General features: G+C 39.2%; 17 protein-coding genes. 14 read left to right on the top strand and 3 right to left on the bottom strand.

Features of this window, described 5'->3' with window-relative positions; genetic code table 11:
* The first annotated feature begins 119 nt into the window (after positions 1 to 119).
* From ACFIMP_RS05295 to truB, 9 genes are all read left to right on the top strand, one after another.
* Complete coding sequence (locus tag ACFIMP_RS05295) at positions 120 to 533, top strand: helix-turn-helix domain-containing protein (protein ID WP_375611810.1); 414 nt, start codon at positions 120 to 122, stop codon at positions 531 to 533.
* 130 nt (positions 534 to 663) lie between these two features.
* On the top strand, positions 664 to 1,932 hold the full coding sequence (gene metK, locus ACFIMP_RS05290; protein ID WP_375613312.1) for a methionine adenosyltransferase: 1,269 nt from the start codon (positions 664 to 666) through the stop codon (positions 1,930 to 1,932).
* A complete protein-coding gene (gene trmB / locus ACFIMP_RS05285; RefSeq protein ID WP_375668316.1) occupies positions 1,929 to 2,630 on the top strand; it encodes a tRNA (guanine(46)-N(7))-methyltransferase TrmB in 702 nt (233 codons plus the stop codon). The genes metK and trmB overlap by 4 nt, the downstream gene beginning before the upstream one ends.
* A 127-nt stretch (positions 2,631 to 2,757) precedes the next feature.
* Positions 2,758 to 3,408: a ribosome maturation factor RimP gene (gene rimP / locus ACFIMP_RS05280; protein ID WP_375611870.1), complete on the top strand. Its 651-nt coding sequence runs from the start codon at positions 2,758 to 2,760 to the stop codon at positions 3,406 to 3,408.
* 47 nt (positions 3,409 to 3,455) lie between these two features.
* A complete protein-coding gene (nusA, locus tag ACFIMP_RS05275) occupies positions 3,456 to 5,087 on the top strand; it encodes a transcription termination factor NusA (RefSeq protein WP_375639482.1) in 1,632 nt (543 codons plus the stop codon).
* Positions 5,088 to 5,723: an RNA-binding protein gene (locus tag ACFIMP_RS05270; RefSeq protein ID WP_375611814.1), complete on the top strand. Its 636-nt coding sequence runs from the start codon at positions 5,088 to 5,090 to the stop codon at positions 5,721 to 5,723.
* Entirely contained in the window at positions 5,720 to 8,239 is a 2,520-nt protein-coding gene (gene infB, locus ACFIMP_RS05265; RefSeq protein WP_375686106.1) for a translation initiation factor IF-2, read from the top strand. The genes ACFIMP_RS05270 and infB overlap by 4 nt, the downstream gene beginning before the upstream one ends.
* Positions 8,240 to 8,360: 121 nt before the next feature.
* Positions 8,361 to 8,768, top strand: coding sequence for a 30S ribosome-binding factor RbfA (gene rbfA / locus ACFIMP_RS05260; protein ID WP_375613309.1), 408 nt, complete (start codon positions 8,361 to 8,363; stop codon positions 8,766 to 8,768).
* Positions 8,769 to 8,772: 4 nt separating this feature from the next.
* Positions 8,773 to 9,735, top strand: coding sequence for a tRNA pseudouridine(55) synthase TruB (gene truB, locus ACFIMP_RS05255; protein ID WP_375686105.1), 963 nt, complete (start codon positions 8,773 to 8,775; stop codon positions 9,733 to 9,735).
* Between the two features lie 463 nt (positions 9,736 to 10,198).
* On the opposite strand, the gene ACFIMP_RS05250 is transcribed toward truB, so the two are convergent.
* Entirely contained in the window at positions 10,199 to 11,827 is a 1,629-nt protein-coding gene (locus ACFIMP_RS05250) for an MFS transporter (protein WP_375686104.1), read from the bottom strand.
* A gap of 314 nt (positions 11,828 to 12,141) precedes the next feature.
* Here ACFIMP_RS05250 and rpsO point away from each other — a divergent pair, with 314 nt between their 5' ends.
* The 3 genes from rpsO to ACFIMP_RS05235 all read left to right on the top strand — a co-directional run bounded on the left by rpsO (position 12,142) and on the right by ACFIMP_RS05235 (position 15,925).
* Entirely contained in the window at positions 12,142 to 12,411 is a 270-nt protein-coding gene (rpsO, locus tag ACFIMP_RS05245) for a 30S ribosomal protein S15 (protein ID WP_005774142.1), read from the top strand.
* A gap of 250 nt (positions 12,412 to 12,661) precedes the next feature.
* On the top strand, positions 12,662 to 14,857 hold the full coding sequence (gene pnp, locus ACFIMP_RS05240) for a polyribonucleotide nucleotidyltransferase (RefSeq protein WP_375686103.1): 2,196 nt from the start codon (positions 12,662 to 12,664) through the stop codon (positions 14,855 to 14,857).
* Between the two features lie 72 nt (positions 14,858 to 14,929).
* Positions 14,930 to 15,925, top strand: coding sequence for a class I SAM-dependent methyltransferase (locus ACFIMP_RS05235; RefSeq protein ID WP_375686102.1), 996 nt, complete (start codon positions 14,930 to 14,932; stop codon positions 15,923 to 15,925).
* Between the two features lie 19 nt (positions 15,926 to 15,944).
* On the opposite strand, the gene hslU is transcribed toward ACFIMP_RS05235, so the two are convergent.
* Both hslU and hslV read right to left on the bottom strand, forming a co-directional pair.
* Complete coding sequence (hslU, locus tag ACFIMP_RS05230) at positions 15,945 to 17,255, bottom strand: ATP-dependent protease ATPase subunit HslU (protein WP_375611822.1); 1,311 nt, start codon at positions 17,253 to 17,255, stop codon at positions 15,945 to 15,947.
* The gene (gene hslV / locus ACFIMP_RS05225; RefSeq protein WP_012754621.1) at positions 17,256 to 17,837 is read right to left on the bottom strand and encodes an ATP-dependent protease subunit HslV; all 582 of its coding nucleotides are present in this window, start codon (positions 17,835 to 17,837) and stop codon (positions 17,256 to 17,258) included.
* 220 nt (positions 17,838 to 18,057) lie between these two features.
* On the opposite strand from hslV, the gene ACFIMP_RS05220 reads away from it, so the two are divergent.
* The gene (locus ACFIMP_RS05220; protein WP_375613302.1) at positions 18,058 to 19,047 is read left to right on the top strand and encodes an asparaginase; all 990 of its coding nucleotides are present in this window, start codon (positions 18,058 to 18,060) and stop codon (positions 19,045 to 19,047) included.
* Positions 19,048 to 19,169: 122 nt separating this feature from the next.
* The gene (gene coaA / locus ACFIMP_RS05215; RefSeq protein WP_375613301.1) at positions 19,170 to 20,168 is read left to right on the top strand and encodes a type I pantothenate kinase; all 999 of its coding nucleotides are present in this window, start codon (positions 19,170 to 19,172) and stop codon (positions 20,166 to 20,168) included.
* The last annotated feature ends 10 nt before the right edge of the window (positions 20,169 to 20,178 follow it).

Here is a 20,178-nt window from a genome sequence, read left to right as displayed (position 1 = left end):
GCGTGTACCAGTGATATTGGGAAAAAATATTACATATTGTTTTAATTATATGATAAATCAACTGCGCATAAATATGATGTTGGTTTAGAAGAAAAATGCTGGAAATAAAGAGTTGCATTATGACCGAAACTAGAAAAAAACCTGACCCTATAGATATCTATGTTGGAACTCGTATCCGTTTACGTCGTAATATTTTAGGACTCACTCAAGAGAAACTAGGTGAAAAATTAGGAATTACTTTTCAGCAAATCCAAAAATATGAAAAAGGAACAAACCGTATTGGTGCCAGCCGTCTTCAAGCGATAGCGGAAATTATGGATGTTCCTGTTTCTTACTTTTTTGATAAAGGTATTACCTCCCAACAAGTAGAGGGTTTTGCTGAAAGTGAACACAATTTTATAGACTTTTGTTCTAGCAGCGAAGGGATTCAGCTCATGCGCGCTTTTACAAATATATCTGATGCTAAAGTGCGTCGAAAAATTATTGACTTGGCAAAAGCACTTTCTGAGGAAGATTTGACAAATAAGTTATAAATTAAAATTATATCTTTTCTCTTTTATTCATATACATTTGCATTGACTATTTGCTGTAGAGTTAGCAAATGGTGACGACTTTAGTAAGCAATTGATTAAATCGTTGGTTTTCTTTTTTGAAGGAGTTCCTATGCCGCATCAAGATTATCTTTTTACGAGCGAATCGGTATCGGAAGGACATCCTGATAAAATTTGTGATCGTATTTCCGATGAAATCGTTGATATGATCTATAAAGAAGCTGAAAAGACTGGTACTGATCCATGGTTAGTACGCGTTGCCTGTGAAACTCTCGTCAGTGTCAACCGTGTTGTTATCGCTGGTGAAGTACGTGTTCCCGATACGCTATTAAAAAAAGATAAAAATAAAGAATTCATCTATGATGAAACTAGCTTTCCACTCATTAATCCTACACGTTTTCGTACAGCAGCGCGCCGTGCTATTCGTACCATTGGCTATGAACAAGCAGGCTTCCATTGGAAAACTGTTAAAATTGATGTTCTTTTGCGCCCACAATCAGCTGATATAGCAAGAGGGGTTGATAATGCTACGGATCGGCATGGTGAAGAAGGAGCGGGTGATCAAGGTATCATGTTTGGATATGCTTGCCGTGAAACACCTGATCTCATGCCTGCGCCAATTTATTATGCGCATAAAATTCTCAAACTTCTTGCCGCAGCTCGTCATAAAGGAGAGGGAGAAACTGGAAAATTAGGACCAGATGCTAAAAGCCAAATAACCATACGTTATAAAAATGGAAAACCGATAGAGGTCACATCCATTGTTCTTTCAACGCAGCACCTTGATGAAAGCTGGGATTCCAATAAAGTACGTACAGTGGTTGAACCTTACATTCGCCAAGCTTTACATGACATTCCCATTGCAGCTCAATGTAGTTGGTATATTAACCCAACAGGAAAATTTGTCATTGGAGGCCCTCAAAGCGATGCCGGATTAACGGGACGCAAAATTATTGTGGATACTTACGGAGGTGCAGCACCCCATGGAGGCGGTGCTTTTTCAGGAAAAGATACAACAAAAGTTGATCGTTCTGCTGCCTATGCGGCACGCTATCTGGCTAAGAATATTGTTGCTGCTCATTTAGCAGAGAGATGCACCATTCAACTCTCCTATGCAATTGGTATTGCACAACCTTTATCTATTTATCTTAATCTTCATGGAACAGGAAAAGTCGATGAAAAGGTTATTGAAGAAGCCATCCGCAAAATAATGGACCTTTCACCTACCGGCATTCGAAAACATCTTGACCTCAATAAACCTATTTATGCGAAAACAGCTGCCTATGGTCACTTTGGTCGTAAACCAAAACACGATGGTTCGTTTTCATGGGAAAAAACTGATCTCGTGAAAACGCTTCAAACAATGATCCAAATCCCATGATTAAACATAATATACGTAAGAGTGAAGCATTTTTTGGACGCCGACAAGGAAAACAACTTCGAGACAGTCAGCTTACACGTATACAAATGCTTCTCCCCAGTTTGAATATTGATTTAAATGTCCCTCCTCCCTTAAACCTTACATCCTTATTTTCAAGCAAAGTAAGAGAAATTCGACTTGAAATCGGTTTTGGTGGAGGTGAACATTTACTTCATGAAATGGCATATTTTCCAAAAACCGGTTTTATCGGCGTCGAGCCCTTTATCAATGGCATGGCAAAAATATTGTCGTCTCTTGAACAGCATCAAAACCATCAAAATCGTCTTCGCCTCTATAATGATGATGCTACACGCCTTCTTGATTGGCTCCCTGATAACTCGCTTGATGGAATAGACCTCTTCTATCCTGATCCTTGGCCGAAAAAGAAACACTGGAAACGACGCTTCATCAACATAAAAAATCTTAACCGTTTTGCTCGTGTTCTTAAAATAGGGAAATTTTTGCGCTTTGCTAGCGATATAGACAGTTATGTAAACTGGACTTTGTACCATTGTGCACAACATGATCACTTTGAATGGAAAGCAGAAAGCCCTCAAGACTGGAAACTCCCTTATCCACTATGGAGCGGAACCCGCTATGAAGCAAAAGCTTTACGCGAAGGACGAACGCCTGCCTATCTTACCTTTATCAAGAAATAAATGATCAAGCGCTTTTCTCATAAACAACTTGAAAAATTTTGAATTTAAGAGTATCAATAGTTAAATTCTTGGTCTTATGATGAAGAGTGGGCCGTTGGACCCGCTCTTTTTTAATATCATAAAACTGATGAAACCAACTTGGATAAAATGTATGAACGAAGCTGAAAAAATAAGCAATCTTGACGAACCGCGCCTGTTTGAAGAAGATGGTATCGAAGCACAGGTTGCTGCTCTTGTCATACCACTACTTAAACCTTTAGGTTTTCGTTTGGTTCGTGTGAAACTTCTTGGTCAAAATGGTTTAACACTTCAAATTATGGTTGAACGTGCCGATGGTTCTATGACCATAGAAGATTGTGAAACTGTTAGTCGAACAGTTTCTCCCCTCCTTGATGTACAAAATGTTATTGAACGCAAATATCATTTAGAAATCTCATCACCTGGAATTGATCGTCCATTGGTAAGAAAATCTGATTTTTTTCATTGGCAAGGGCATCTTGCAAAAATTGAAACCAAAATAACAATTGATGGGCGCCGAAAATTTCGTGGGACACTTACAAATATCACGCAAGATGGATTTATTTTAAACACTGATAAAGCTGCTTATGGAGAAGCCATGTATACCCCTATTTCCTTTTGTGATATCATAAATGCGCATTTAGTGCTTACCGATGAGCTTATTCGCGATGCATTGAAACAAAATAAAGATTTAAGTCAACAATTCATTGCCGAAGAGAACGCTAACGACTCTATACAGACGCTCAATTTCAAAAAATAATATCACTGGGAAATACCCATCGTGTGGCACAAAGAAGGAGAAAATTGATGGCTACAAGCGCTAACAGGCTTGAGATTCTGCAAATTGCAGATGCTGTTGCACGTGAAAAGTCAATCGACCGTGAAATTGTCATTTCTGCGATGGCTGATGCTATTCAAAAAGCAGCACGTTCTCGTTATGGTCAAGAAACCAATATTCGTGCTGAAATCAATTCTAAAACAGGTGAAATTAAATTACAGCGCCTGCTTAAAATCGTTGATGTCGTTGAAGACTATACAACGGAAATTACTTTGTCTGATGCTCTCAAACGTCAAGCAGAAGCAAAAATTGGTGATTTTTTTGCTGATCTTTTACCTCCTATGGATTTTGGACGTATCGCAGCACAATCTGCTAAACAGGTTATTGTACAAAAAGTACGCGATGCAGAGCGCGATCAGCAATATGAAGAATTCAAAAATAAAGTTGGTGAAATTATTTCTGGTACAGTTAAGCGTGTGGAATATGGTAACGTCATCGTTGATCTAGGGCGCGGTGAAGCTATTGTTCGCCGTGATGAATTAATTCCTCGTGAATCATTCCGCTATGGAGATCGCATTCGTGCTTTTGTCAATGATGTACACCGTGAAACGCGTGGTCCGCAAATTTTCCTTTCACGCACACATCCCCAATTTATGGTAAAACTTTTCACTATGGAAGTACCAGAAATTTATGATGGTATTATAGAAATCAAATCTGTTGCTCGTGATCCAGGTTCACGGGCTAAAATCGCCGTTGTTTCACGTGATGGTTCCATTGATCCTGTTGGAGCGTGCGTTGGAATGCGAGGAAGTCGTGTACAAGCTGTTGTTGCTGAATTACAAGGCGAAAAAATTGATATTATTCCTTGGTCGCCTGATGCGGCAACATTTGTCGTTAATGCACTGCAACCTGCTGAAGTTTCTAAAATCATCCTTGATGAAGATGCTGAACGGATTGAAGTTATTGTGCCAGATGATCAACTTAGCCTTGCTATTGGACGACGTGGGCAAAATGTTCGCTTGGCTTCACAACTAACAGGATGGAACATTGATATTTTAACAGAAAAGGAAGAATCTGAAAATCGTCAAAAAGAATTTACTGAACGGAGTAAATTGTTTATGGAAGCCTTAGAGGTTGACGAAATGATCGGACAGGTTATGGCATCAGAGGGTTTTTCTTCTATTGAAGAAATCGCCTATATTGATCTTGAAGAAATCGCTTCTATTGATGGTTTTGACCATGATACCGCCGCTGAAATCCAAAGTCGTGCCCGCGAATATCTTGATCATCAAGAAAAAGAACTTGATGAAAAACGCAAAAAGCTTGGAGTTTCTGACGAATTGCGAACACTTCCTGGAATGACAAGTGCTATGTTGGTTGCTGTAGGTGAAGATGGTGTAAAAACAATAGAAGACTTTGCTGGCTATGCCGTTGATGATTTAGCTGGTTGGAGAGAACGTAAAGAAGGTCAAACACAGAATTTTTCTGGTATTTTAACCCCTTTTGACATTACACGCGCAGATGCAGAAGCTATGGTTTTAGCCGCACGTGTACAAGCAGGCTGGATAGACCAAGCTGATCTTGTTACAGAAAGTCCTGTAGAAGATGAAAATTCTGCAGAAAATGAAAAAACAGATGATTTGGATGTGGATACACTTTAAATGAACGAACGGACTTGCATTGTTACCCGAAAAAATGCTTCAGCACAAACGCTGATCCGTTTTGTTATTGGTCCCAATAACCAAATTGTTCCTGATCTTAAAGCGAATTTACCAGGGCGTGGCGTTTGGATTTCTGCCCATCACGCTGTTATTGAGAAAGCAATCAAACAGAAAGCTTTTCATAGAAATTTTAAAACAGATGTTGAGGTTGCACCAAATCTTGTGCATGTTGTTGATACGCTTTTACTAAAAGCCGCTCTTTCAAGCCTTTCCATGGCACGAAAAGCGGGAGCAATTGTTATGGGAGCAACAAAGGTTGACGCTGCTATCCGCTCTGGTAAAGTTATTCTTGTACTTCATGCTAAAGAAACAACAGAAGATGGGAAACGAAAAATTGCACAGGCCATCCATTCAATACAACAACAAACAAATCGGACTATAAAAACCATATCTTTATTTACAAGTGATGAAATGCGAGTGGCTTTTGGCTCTAATCCTGTAATGCACGCGGCCTTACTGGACACAAAAGCTGCTGAAGGATTTCTCAAAACAACATGTAAATTGATCAGCTATCGTGACGACAAGCATAGTAAGTCTAGTGAGATGACGGCACAAGCCGTGAAGGAAGTACAATGAGTGAAAATAACAACGACAAAACAACCGTCAAGAAGACACTAACTCTCAAGAGGTCTGTCTTGGAAACGAGCACGGTTAAACAAAATTTTAGTCATGGCCGTACGAAGGCTGTCGTTGTCGAAACCAAACGGCGTAAAATTACGCGACCTGATGAAAAAGCTGAAACCCTACAGCCCATTACAAAGCCGCATGTGGCCCCCCAGCGTTCTAAACCGCGTTTTGAGGGGAAAAAGCCTCAAGAATCTGTGACCAAAAGCAATCTTTCATCAACTGAAATGGAAGCGAGACTTCGCGCGTTAGAAGAAGCACATATCCAAGAAAAAATAACGCGAGAACAAGCCGAAGAAGAAGCAAGACGCGCTAAAGAGCGTGAAGAAATTTTACAGCAAGAAATTAAAGAAAAAGAAATACATCTCCAACAAGAAGAAGAAATATTGCCAGTACAGACTCCACCTGTTCCCCCTCTCATTGAACAGACAGATATTCCTATTGCGCCTAAACACACAACCGTGGTTGAAAAACGCAAAATAGATGACAATAAAGAGGAAGAACGGCATAGTCGACGTGCTAATCCTGCTAAGTCAGAAATACGTGTACCAAAAGTTGTCAAAGGAGCTGATGAGCGGAGACGCGGAAAGTTAACTCTGAATAGTGCACTGGATGAAGAAGGAAGCGCACGTGGGCGCTCAATGGCTGCAATGCGGCGTAGACAGGAAAAGTTTAAGCGTGCACAAAATCAAGAACCAAGAGAAAAAATTTCTCGCGAAGTTGTTCTTCCTGAAACGATTACCATTCAAGAGCTCGCACAACGTATGACTGAGCGTTCTGTTGATGTGATTAAATTCTTGATGAAACAAGGACAAATGATGAAACCTGGCGATGTTATTGATGCAGATGTTGCCGAACTCATCGCTGTTGAATTTGGCCATACTGTTAAACGTGTTTTAGAATCTGACGTAGAAGAAGGTATCTTTAATATAACAGATAATCCTCAAAACATGCAGCAGCGCGCCCCTGTTGTAACCATTATGGGCCATGTTGACCACGGAAAAACTTCGCTTTTGGATGCTATTCGTAAAGCAAATGTTGTTTCTGGCGAAGCAGGAGGTATTACGCAGCATATTGGTGCCTATCAAGTAGAACAAAATGGTCAAAAAATTACCTTTATTGATACACCAGGTCATGCTGCATTTACCGCTATGCGTGCACGCGGAGCTCGTGTTACTGATATTGCTGTTCTCGTTGTAGCCGCTGATGATAGTGTTATGCCTCAAACGATTGAATCAATCAATCATGCGAAAGCTGCTGGTGTACCTATCATTGTTGCTATCAACAAAATTGATAAACCAGCTGCGAATGCACAAAAAGTGCGTACAGAACTTCTACAACATGAAGTGTTTGTTGAAACTATGGGTGGAGAAACTTTGGACGTTGAAGTTTCTGCTAAAACTGGTCAAAATCTTGATAAACTTCTCGAAGCTATCCTTCTTCAAGCTGAAATGCTTGATCTGAAAGCAGATCCTCAACGAACTGCAGAGGGCGTTATCATTGAAGCCAAATTGGATCGCGGACGTGGGTCTGTTGCAACAGTTCTTGTTCAAAAAGGTACATTACACCCTTCTGATATTATCGTTGCTGGAAATGAATGGGGTCGTGTACGTGCTTTGATTGACGACCATGGCCGCCATGTCAAAGAGGCCGTTCCCTCTACACCAATTGAAATTTTAGGCATGCAAGGAACACCACAAGCCGGAGACCGTTTTGCTGTTGTCACACATGAAGCAAAAGCACGTGAAATTTCTGAATATCGGCAACGATTAGCACGTGATAAAGCTGTTGCGCGGCAAACTGGTTCGCGTGGTTCTCTTGAACAGATGATGACAAAATTGCAAACGACTGGTGTTAAGGATTTTTCTCTTATTATAAAAGGAGATGTTCAAGGATCAATTGAAGCAATCGCTTCAGCATTGGAAAAACTCGGAAATGACGAGGTTCGTGCGCGTATTGTACATTCTGGTGCTGGAGGAATTACCGAAAGTGATATTTCTCTTGCAGAAGCTTCTAACTCTGCTGTAATTGGCTTTAATGTTCGAGCCAATAAGCAGGCACGTGATTTTGCTAAAACACAAGGAATTGAAATTCGTTATTACAACATCATTTATGATCTTGTTGACGATATCAAGGCTGCTATGTCTGGATTACTCTCACCAGAACAGCGTGAAACTTTCCTTGGTAATGCTGAAATTCTAGAAGTCTTTAACATTACAAAAATTGGAAAAGTTGCAGGATGTCGTGTTACAGAAGGTAAAATAGAACGAGGAGCCGGTGTTCGCCTTATCCGCGATAATATCGTTATTCACGAAGGAAAGCTGAAAACACTCAAACGCTTTAAGGATGAAGTCAATGAAGTGCAAAGTGGTCAAGAATGTGGAATAGCCTTTGAAAATTATGAAGACATGCGTGCAGGAGACATCATTGAGACCTTCCGTATCGAACATATTAATCGCACATTATAAAATAATCCAATAACTTTACTCTGTTGTGAAATGAGAAAAGTTATTAGGTTTTATACACAATATCTCTTTTTCCTTATCTAAATGGTCAAAAAAGAGATCTTGTAGCAAGGATAAAACTTTGATGAAAAATGCAGGGCCATCACAACGGCAACTTAGAGTAGCAGAGCAAGTACGTCATGCAATAGCGCATATATTACAGCGTGATATTTTGCTTGATGATATCTTAAAAGATATTGTTATTTCTGTCTCTGAAGTACGCATGTCACCAGATTTAAAAATTGCTACTTGCTTTGTATCACCTCTCAGCACTCTTAAAAATGCTTCTCATACCGATGTTGTTGATACCCTCAATAAACATAGTCGTTTTCTCCGTGGAGAAATCAGTCATGCGTTGCGACAAATGAAATATATGCCAGAACTGCGTTTCCGACTTGATAATAGTTTTGATAATTTTTCAAAAATTGATGCCCTCCTTCGCTCGCCTGAGGTTGCACGCGATCTTCACCATAGTGATACAGATGAGGATTAAAGATATGGCGCGGCAACACAAGAAAAAAGGGCGTCCTGTTTCTGGCTGGGTCATATTTGATAAACCAAAAGGAATGAAATCAACAGAAGCTGTCTCACAAATTAAATGGCTCTTCCATGCTCAAAAGGCAGGACATGCGGGTACACTTGATCCTCTTGCTTCTGGTCTCCTTCCCATTGCATTGGGCGAAGCAACCAAAACCGTCCCTTACGTGATGCAAGGCAAAAAAACTTACCGTTTTCATATTGCTTGGGGGCAAGAGCGCTCAACAGATGATTTAGAAGGAGAAATAACGAAAACTTCTCTCATACGTCCAACACAAGAAGAAATACTTGCTCTTCTTCCTCAATATACAGGTGTTATTTTGCAAACACCTCCACAATTTTCAGCAATCAAAATTGCTGGAAATCGTGCCTATGATTTAGCGCGTGAAGGGGAAGTTGTTGACATTCCGCCCCGTGAAGTGGAAATAGAAACTTTCAAGTTATTAGAAATGCCTACCAAAGAGCATTCTATCTTTGAAATAACCTGCGGAAAAGGAACTTATGTGCGCTCTTTAGCACGCGATATGGGACGTGATCTCGGTTGCTATGGGCATATTGCTGATTTAAGACGTATTGCCGTCGCACCTTTTGATGAAGAAGATCTCATTACATGGGAGGAACTAAAAGCGGCCATTCCGCCAAATAAAAACACTACAGATGAGAATAATCGTTCTTTTGAAAAAAACTTCTCAACACTCGATGGGCTCTTAATTGACACAAGCGCCGCATTGGATTGCCTCCCTCACTATATCCTTAATGAAACTCAAGCACAGAGAATTATAAATGGTCATTCTATCCTCTTGAATCATCATAAAATACCTCTTGATGAAGAGGAAGTTTGTGTCCTCTATAAGGAACAACTTCTTGCTATTGGCATTCTCGACAAAAGTCTATTTAAACCAAAGCGGATTTTCTCAATTTAATCGATTCTTTTCCACAACCACCTTTTGCGGAAAGATATTTTTCTCTATCAATTAAGAAAAATATGGTGCTTTTCATTGTCTATATTTACCGTATTCATATCAAAATTTAAGTCAGTGCTATAAGCTAACACCACCACACACTTTTTCCTCTTAATGTCGCAATAATCCTTGCATTTCAAGAGATTCATAAGTGGTTTTTTATTTCTTTTTCAATCGTTTTTTACTCACATTTTAATCCTCGTTTGTAATGTGCAAGCGAAGATGTGGACTGATTTACTCTAAATAGATTTGAAACGAGAAAAGCTTAAGACTTTCAGAACTATCACTCAACATGAAAAATTGTAAATAACCGTTATAAATCAATTTATTAACTATTGAAACAGCAATTTTTTGTTATGATTAAGCTAACAAATTGATCGAAATAATATTAACATATTTAATATTTACAAAAACTGTTTTAACCCTAAGGGAGATGATCAGAGGAAACTTTTAAAAGCATCTCATTGGCTTGAGGTATTGTTTGGCGTTCAATCATGCGGTGCACTCTTATACCGTTAGGAGCACAATTTAAATGACGCAGACGCTTATTGACTTCGGCATCCGCTTTTGTACGACGATGATTATGGCGTAAATAATCTACCCATGTTGGCATATGATAAGCCTCTGTCCAATATTCAGGTCTTTCAAGATCTCGTAAAAGAACCCACTGACGCGCACCATCACGTAATCGAATATGGCGTCGACGCGTCATCACTTTGAGAAACTCTTCGAGTTCATTTTCATGAATTTGGTAATCAATCATTATCATGATCGGGCCACTTCTTGCTTTGAGGTCGAGTAATAGTTCCGGCTCTCTAAAATGATCAAGAGGATTTAAATCTATCTGAGGAATTTCTTGAATTCTAAATTTTACCCCTGCAAGAGCACCAAAAATCAAGAATAAAGAACAAACGCTCAAAGCAATTGTTGGAGAATAACCATCAGCTAAACCTCCCCAGATTGCACTTCCAATAGCCATCCCCCCGGCAGATGCCGTTTGATAAAGAGCTAAAGAACGTGCAACAACCCAGCGTGGTGTAGAGAGTTGTACAGATGTATTAAACAATGATAAGGCCAAAACCCAACATAACCCTGCAGGAAATAAAGCAATATGGCTTATAATCAGTGAACGACTGATTCCCAATAAAAAGCAAGAAAAGGCGAAACCAATAAATGCACTTGCAATAATTGTTTCTGAACGAAAATGATGCCGTACAACTGCATTAATAATACCTGCTGTCATGGCTCCTAACCCAAAACAACCGAGCAATGTACCATAAAGAAGGGCACTTCCTCCAAGAACTTTATGCGCAACAATTGGCAAAAGTGCTAAAATAGAAGTTGCTCCTATACCAAAAAGGAACGCTCGAACCATAATACTTAAGAGATTAGGTGACATCGCAACATAACGCAAACCATCTGAGACAGCTCCTAACAGCCTTTCTCGTGGCAATGAGTTGTTTTCATAATTCGACTTCCAGAAAAACAACGCACCAATAAGAGGAATATAGCTTATAGCACTAAACAAAAAAGCAGCCGATGCCCCTAAAGTTGCAATGATGGCACCACCAATAGCAGGACCAACACTCCGCATCAAATTAAAGCCAACACTATTCAAACTAACAGCAGCAGGAATATTTTCCCTGCTCACAATATCTCCTATCGTTGCTTGCCAAGAAGGATTATAAAAAGCTGTGCCACATCCAATCAAAAACGTAAAACATAACAAAAGCCAAGGTGTTAGAAATCCCATATAGGCTAAAATAGATAAACTCATCGATATGACCATCATCATAATCTGTACACACAACATAATTTGACGCCGATTAAAATTATCAGCTAATGCCCCTGCCATCAAAGAAAACATAACAAGTGGTAATGTTGTGGCACTTTGAACTAGCCCAACCATGGAATGCGAAGAACTAATCAACGCCATTAACCACCCTGCTCCAACAGCTTGTATCAGCCCCCCTAAATTAGAAATAAGAGTAGATGACCATAAATTTCGAAATACCGAATTACGAAAAAGTTTTAATGTTGAAATGCTCTGCATCTTTTCCCTCCAACGCTATTTATCACTTTTGTTACCACTCACACACACTCATAATCTTTGTATCAAAAGGATGCATAATTGTTTAAAACACTTCTCATAAAACTCTATTTAAATCAATATTTCAAAACAAAAGCTTTTATTTAAAGAAAGACTTCAAAATGCTGTCAAGGACTAGTATTTTAACCTTCTTTCCTATATAAGAACGAAATTAGGTAAGAGTCTTCGACTTTTCCTGTTTTCTCACAGACCCTAGCTGAACGACATCTCGGCTATGGGTGGCTTTATGTTTCTTCGTTTTTGGAAAGGATAATACGATGTCGATTACAGCTGAACGTAAACAAGCTCTTGTCGCAGAATACGCAAACAAAGTTGGTGATACAGGATCACCAGAAGTGCAAATTGCTGTACTTTCTGAACGTATTTCTAATTTAACAAACCACTTTAAATCTCACAAAAAAGATAATCATTCTCGTCGTGGTCTTTTGAAGATGGTGTCTCAACGCCGGCGCCTTCTTGATTATCTTAAAGGAGTTGATCAAAATCGTTATCAGACACTTATAAAGAAGTTAGGTTTACGTCGCTAAAAGAAAAATGGAGGTGGTATTAAAAAAACCACCCATTTTTTCAATGTGTTGCCTTTAATTAAAAATTTTAAAAACTGATAAGTTATTATGGGATAGGACTGCTCATCGTTTCACATTTAATACGATTTACTTCTCTCTTCGTCGTAACAAAGGAAGTAATTTGTTGTTCACCCCAGAATTTGCAAATATGCTATGCACAACCAGAATGTAAGCAATCAAAGATTTAAACACTGGTCATTAAGGATAAAAAATGTTCAAAACGCACAAGATAGAAATTGAATGGGCTGGGCGTCCTCTCACCCTTGAGACAGGGAAAATAGCGCGTCAAGCTGATGGTGCAGTGATTGCTACCTATGGAGAAACTATTGTCTTAGCAACCGTTGTATCGGCCAAAAGCCCAAAACCAGACCAGGACTTTTTTCCACTCACTGTTAATTATCAAGAAAAATCCTATGCTGTTGGTCGAATACCTGGAGGCTATTTAAAACGTGAAAGCAGGCCAAGTGAAAATGAAACTTTGGTTTCACGTTTGATTGATCGCCCAATTCGTCCCCTTTTCGTTGAGGGATATAAAAATGATACACAAGTTATTGTTTCCGTTATACAGCATGATCTCGAAAACAATCCCGATATCCTTGCGATGATTGCATCTTCTGCGGCATTGACCCTGTCAGGTGTTCCTTTCATGGGGCCTATAGCCGGTGCCCGCGTTGGCTATTGTAATGGACAATATATTCTTAATCCTCATATCGATGAAATGCCTGAATCAAAACTTGATCTTGTTGTTGCTGGAACAGAAAGTGCTGTTTTGATGGTGGAATCAGAAGCACAAGAATTACCAGAAGATATCATGTTGGGGGCCGTGATGTTTGGTCACAAAGGCCTTCAACCTGTCCTTGATGCCATTATAAAGCTTGCTGAAGTTGCTGCAAAAGATCCTCGTGATTTTGTTCCTGAAGATCTTTCTGAACTTGAAAAAGCGATGCAGAAAATGGCAGAAAAAGATATACGAAAGGCTTACACAATTACTGATAAGCAAGAACGTTATGCTGCAATTGATGCACTAAAAACAGAAATCATCAATAAATTTATGCCAGAAACAGAAGAAGACTGTCAATTCAGTACAGATCAGATTGCAACGGTATTTAAACAATTGCAAGCAAAAATTGTTCGCGGGAACATTCTTGATACACAAAAGCGTATTGATGGACGCGATCTTTCTACTGTGCGCCCAATCCAATCAGAAGTGAGTATTTTACCCCGTACACATGGATCAGCACTCTTTACTCGCGGAGAAACGCAAGCTATTGTCGTTGCAACACTGGGAACTGGCGAAGATGAACAATATGTTGATGCCTTAACGGGTATGTATAAGGAAACGTTCCTTCTCCATTACAATTTTCCACCATTTTCAGTGGGTGAAACAGGACGCCTTGGTTCTCCTGGTCGTCGTGAAATTGGACATGGCAAATTGGCATGGAGGGCAATTCACCCCATGTTGCCAAATAAAGAATCTTTTCCTTATACCATTCGTGCTGTCTCAGAAATCACTGAGTCCAATGGATCTTCTTCTATGGCAACGGTTTGTGGAACCTCACTTGCTCTCATGGATGCTGGTGTTCCTCTCGCACGCCCTGTTGCTGGTATTGCTATGGGTTTGATTAAAGAAGGAGAACGCTTTGCTGTTCTTTCTGATATTTTAGGGGATGAAGATCATCTTGGAGATATGGATTTTAAAGTCGCAGGAACAGAAAATGGTATTACTGCCTTGCAAATGGATATCAAAATTGATGGTATTACCGAAGAGATTATGAAAATCGCGCTTGAACAAGCCAAAGGTGGCCGAATCCATATCCTTAATGAAATGGCGAAAGCTTTAACCAGTGCACGTGCTGAGCTGAGTGAATTTTCTCCGCGAATCGAAGTTATGAATATTTCTGTCGATAAAATCCGTGATGTTATCGGCTCTGGTGGTAAAGTTATTCGGGAAATCGTGGAACAAACGGGAGCAAAAATTAATATTGATGATGATGGTACCATTAAAATTGCTTCTGCTGATGCTAAAACCATTGAAGCAGCAAAACGTTGGATCCATTCTATTGTTGATGAACCTGAAGTTGGTGCTATCTACCAAGGAACAGTTGTAAAAACTGCAGAATTTGGTGCATTTATAAACTTCTTTGGTTCTCGTGATGGGCTTGTTCATATCTCTCAACTTGCATCAGAACGCGTCACCAAAACAACCGATATTGTAAAAGAAGGTGACAAAGTTTGGGTTAAATTAATGGGCTTTGATGAGCGTGGAAAAGTTCGGTTATCAATGAAGGTCGTTGATCAAACAACCGGAAAGGAAATCACCGGTGATAAAGCGATGAATGAAGAAAAGTGCGTGGATGAAAAAAAACAACCTGAAAATAAGCGCCGCCGAAAGAAAAAAGAAGAGTAAGTTTTTCCTCTTATCGTATCATGAAATGCCATCCCAATATTGGAGTGGCATTTTTCTTTGAAAGAGTCATATGTGTTATTATTTTTGCCTTTTGAAAATCATGAACTCCCGTATCCTGATCCAAACCAGTGTTGGCTAAGTTTTGGTTTAACACAAATCCCAGCTCCAGAATGGGCACAAAATTTAAAAGTTATTACGCCTTGGCGACCAGATTTTTTAAAATTTGTCGATACTCAATTTCACTGCTCTCCTCAAATAGATAAAACTTTCAGCTATGATGGTGCATTTTTACATTTGAGCAAATATCGTGGTTTGAACCAAAATTGTTTTCTTGATTTATTAGAATGCGTTAAACCCAATGGATGGATTGTAATCAGTGGGAATAAAACTGCTGGTGCTGCTTCAATGATGAAATGGGTCAAAACAATTGTTCCCATCACCAATAAATTGTCTAAAAATCATGGTCTTGTATTTTGGTTGCAAGTTCCTCAACAAATTGAGAGACATAACATTGCGCAATTGCGCTCACCACCGCTCACTTTTGGTAAATTTCAAACCACTTCTGGTATGTTCTCACACGGACGTATTGATCCAGGATCTGCTGCCCTTGCTTCTTATATGCTCAAAGTTATTTCTGGAAAAACGGCTGATTTTGGTGCTGGATGGGGTTATCTTTCTCACGTTGCGCTTGAAAGAAGTGAAAAACTCACCGCTCTCGACCTTTATGAAGCAGACTACAATGCTTTGAGAGCAGCAAAACAGCACCTTAAATCCATAACAGCTCCTTTTCCAATTCATTTTTATTGGCATGACCTTGTACATGAACCTATCACAAATCTATATGACACAATCATTTCAAATCCACCGTTTCACACACAACAAACAACAGATGTTTCATTAGGAAAAAATTTTATTATAAATGCTGCAAAGTGCTTAAAGCCAAGCGGCAGTCTGCTTTTTGTTGCAAACCGCCACCTGCCTTATGAAACATTATTAAAAAATATTTTCCGCACAGTGTTGATACATGAACAAGCCCATGGTTTCAAAATTATCGAAGCACGCAGATAAACAGAACAAGCAATAACTTTCAAAGAATAAAACGTGAAAGATCGATATCAGCAGCAAGCTCGCCAATAGATTTTCTCACGTAAGCAGCATCAATTTTAAACGATGTTCCAGCTTTATCAGGTGCAGTGAAAGAAATCTCATCCAAAACGCGCTCCATCACTGTTTGCAAACGACGTGCCCCTATATTTTCAATCCTTGCATTTAAATCTACAGCAATATCTGCTAAAGCATCAATTGCATCATCGGTAATTTCCAAATGAACCTCTTCCGTTGCCATAAGAGCGATATATTGTTTAATCAAACTAGCTTCTGGTTCCGTTAGAATGCGCCGTAAATCTTCCCTTGTTAAAGGGTTCAGCTCCACACGGATGGGCAAACGTCCTTGAAGTTCCGGTAATAAATCAGATGGCTTGGAAACATGAAATGCACCTGAGGCAATAAAAAGAATATGATCTGTTTTGATTTGCCCATATTTTGTAGCAATTGTTGTTCCTTCAACCAAAGGCAAAAGATCCCGTTGAACGCCCTCACGCGAAACCGCAACACTTGCTCCACCATCCCTGGTTGCAATTTTATCAATTTCGTCGATAAAAACAATACCGTCATTTTCAGCAACACGAAGCGCCTCTTGAATAATTTGCTCCTGATCAAGGAGTTTTTCAGATTCATCATCAATGAGCGGTTTAAAAGAATCCTTTACTGTCGTCTTACGGACTTTTGTACGACTGCCCATTTTACCCAAAATATCTGATAAATTCATAATACCCATTTGTGCCCCAGGCATACCAGGAATATCAAAGGTTGAAGCACTATTGCTATTATTATCGGCGACTTCAATTTCAATCTCTTTCTCATCCAATTCACCTTCACGCAATTTTTTACGAAAACTATCACGGGTAGCAGGACTTGCTGTTTTACCAACAAGGGCGTCTAAAACCCGCTCTTCAGCATTCACGTGAGCCTTTTCTTTTATTTCATCCCGTTTCTTTTCACGCACAAGAGAAATGGCAATTTCAACAAGATCTCGAATAATTTGCTCAACATCACGTCCCACATAACCAACTTCAGTAAATTTCGTCGCTTCTACTTTCACAAAAGGTGCTCCAGAAAGTTTTGCTAATCGACGTGCGATTCCTGTTTTACCAACACCTGTTGGCCCTATCATTAAAATATTTTTTGGCATAACTTCTTCACGCATCGGCTCATCAAGCTGTTGCCTACGCCACCGATTGCGCAGTGCAATAGCTACAGAGCGTTTGGCATCATTTTGGCCAATAATAAAACGATCAAGTTCAGAAACAGTTTCACGAGGGGAAAATACAACACACATTTAAATAGCTTTCTCTAAAGAAGATAATTCTGCATCCAATGTTTCAATCGTAAAATGATCATTGGTGTAAACACAAATTTTAGCGGCAATAGCCATAGCTTTACGAGCAATAGTTTCTGCATCCAAATCCAAATCCATGAGTGCACGCGCTGCTGAAAGAGCAAAATTTCCTCCAGAGCCAATTGCCATAACCCCATCTTCTGGCTCTAAAACATCACCAAGCCCTGTTAGAGCCAAAGTTACTTTCTTATCAGCCACGAGCATCATTGCTTCGAGACGACGCAAATAGCGATCTGTTCTCCAATCTTTTGCAAGTTCCACACAAGCACGCATAAGCTGATCAGGATATTGTTCAAGCTTTGTTTCCAATCTCTCCAGTAATGTAAAAGCATCTGCCGTAGCACCTGCAAAACCAGCAATAACCACTCCGTTCTTTCCAAGACGACGCACTTTACGTGCATTGCCTTTCATAATTGTCTGTCCAAGAGAGACCTGACCATCACCGGCCATCACGACTTTTCCACCTTTTCGTACCGTAATAATTGTTGTACCATACATTATGTCTGGCTTATGTTCTGTCATAAGGAAACTCCTTAATATTAACTTTACTTTTTAATATTGATTTCTTTTCATACAATGTAAAACTCAATTACTATTGTCCTATTTAAGAACATATACAGCAAAACACAATGATTCAGCATAACTCAATTTGTTGAAAATGGAAAAATGATATCATTGTTGTCAATGTAAATTACTGCTAAATAGCTTTATATAAACAGTTTGTGCTTTTTAGAGGAAAATTATGAAAAAAATAGCCATAGGGACCTTAGGTGGAACAATTGCAATGACTGCTGATAGTTTTGGTCACATGCAACCGACTTTAACTTCAGATAACCTCATAAAAAGTGTTCCTGATTTAAATAACGTTGCTGATATTCATGCACAAACATTAATGCAAATACCAAGTGGATCTTTATCGTTTCAAATGCTTTTTGAAATAATTAAGTGGGCAAAACAACAAATAAATGCTGGTGCAGAAGGTATTGTTTTAACACAAGGGACTGATACTCTGGAAGAAACAGCTTTTTTTCTTTCTCTTTATTGGAAAGAAGCCGAACCACTCATCATAACCGGTGCTATGCGCATGCCTCATGAAGCAGGCGCCGATGGCCCCGCCAACATTTTAGCAGCCACTCGTGTCGCAGCAGCCACACAAAGTCGTAACAGGGGCGTTCTCGTTGTCATAAATGATGCAATTCATTCACCTTATTGGCTCTATAAAAGCCATACCGTCAAAGTCGAAACATTTCAATCAGGTCTTGCAGGTGTTTTAGGAACTATTTTAGAGGGAAAACTTATTTATTTCAATGATCGAAAATTTTTCCCAAAAACGTTTGATCTTCCCCAAAACCATGATCATCAAATTGCACTCCTCTATTCCTCTTTATCATCTGATGCAAAATTAATGAAACTATGCCTTGAAAGTGGGTATTATGCTGGAGTTGTTATTGCTGGTTTTGGTGCAGGACACTGTAGTTTTCAAGAAGCAGACCTTGTACAACAATATGCACAAAAAATACCAATCATTATTGCTAGTCGTTGTTGTAATGGCTCAACAACTCGTATAACTTATGGCTATAAAGGCTCCGAAATCGATATGATTGCTTCTGGTGCTCTTATGTCTGGTTATTTATCAGCCGTAAAAGCGCGCCTACTTTTATGGGCTTTTTGGGCGCAGGGGTACTCATTAGCACAAATCCGTGCAAACTGGAATGACTGGACTATAAGTTAATGAAAAATGATCTATTATCTTAAAAGAAGAGAGCATGCAAAACAAAATTCACTTGAAAATAAAGCCGCTCATCTGTCTGCTCTTAATCAATTGCTGCTGCAAAAAATTCTCGACTAATACAAATGATTGATACGACTATACAAAAAATTAATCAGAAAGATAATCTGGTCAAATCCGTTTCTGACCGATATTCACCCTATCGCGTTTTTACTGCACAAGAATGGTCAGAGTTTCGTGCAGACACACCTCTTACTTTGACTTTTGATGAAATTAAGCGTTTACGCTCTATTGATGATCCTATTGATCTTAAAGAAGTCCAACGCATTTATCTTTCTTTATCGCGTCTATTATCATGCCATGTTGAAGCAGTACAGGAACTTTTTCACAAACGTCAGCAGTTTCTCCATCAAGAAGAGAGTAGAAAAACGCCCTTTATTATTGGAATTGCTGGTTCTGTAGCTGTAGGAAAATCAACCACGGCTCGCATTCTTCAAGAACTGTTGAAAAGATGGACATCTAGCCTTAAAGTTGATCTAATCACAACGGATGGTTTTCTCTATCCTAACGCAATCTTACAGCAAAAAAATCGAATGAATCGCAAAGGATTTCCTGATTCCTATGACATTAAAAAGTTGCTGTGCTTTCTTTCGGCTATAAAAGCAGGTATCGGAAATGTCCGTGCCCCGCTTTACTCACATATGATCTATGATGTTCTAGAAAATCAGACTATTACCATTGATCGTCCTGATATTTTAATTGTTGAAGGTATTAATGTATTACAGGTCAGCGATCTTCCTAAAGATGGGAAAGCTATTCCTTTCGTATCAGATTTTTTTGATTTTTCAATCTATGTCGATGCCGAAACAGAAGTCATTCGTCACTGGTATTTGGAGCGCTTTAAACGTTTGCGTAAAACAGCTTTTCAAAATCCTGAATCCTATTTTCATCGTTATGCCCACCTCAATGAAAAAGAAGCTTCAAAAATCGCTGAGGATCTTTGGCAAACGATTAATTTAAAAAATTTACAGGAAAATATATTGCCAACACGACCACGGTCCAATCTCATTCTACGAAAGGGAAAAAATCATTTGGTCGAATATGTCGCACTTAGACGACTATAAGGATCTCATA

This window comes from Bartonella sp. AP65SXKL (assembly GCF_042195725.1).
Classification (GTDB): domain Bacteria; phylum Pseudomonadota; class Alphaproteobacteria; order Rhizobiales; family Rhizobiaceae; genus Bartonella.
The sequence above is the reverse complement of the archived record's forward strand: the minus strand, read 5'-3'. Positions and strand labels throughout refer to the sequence as shown.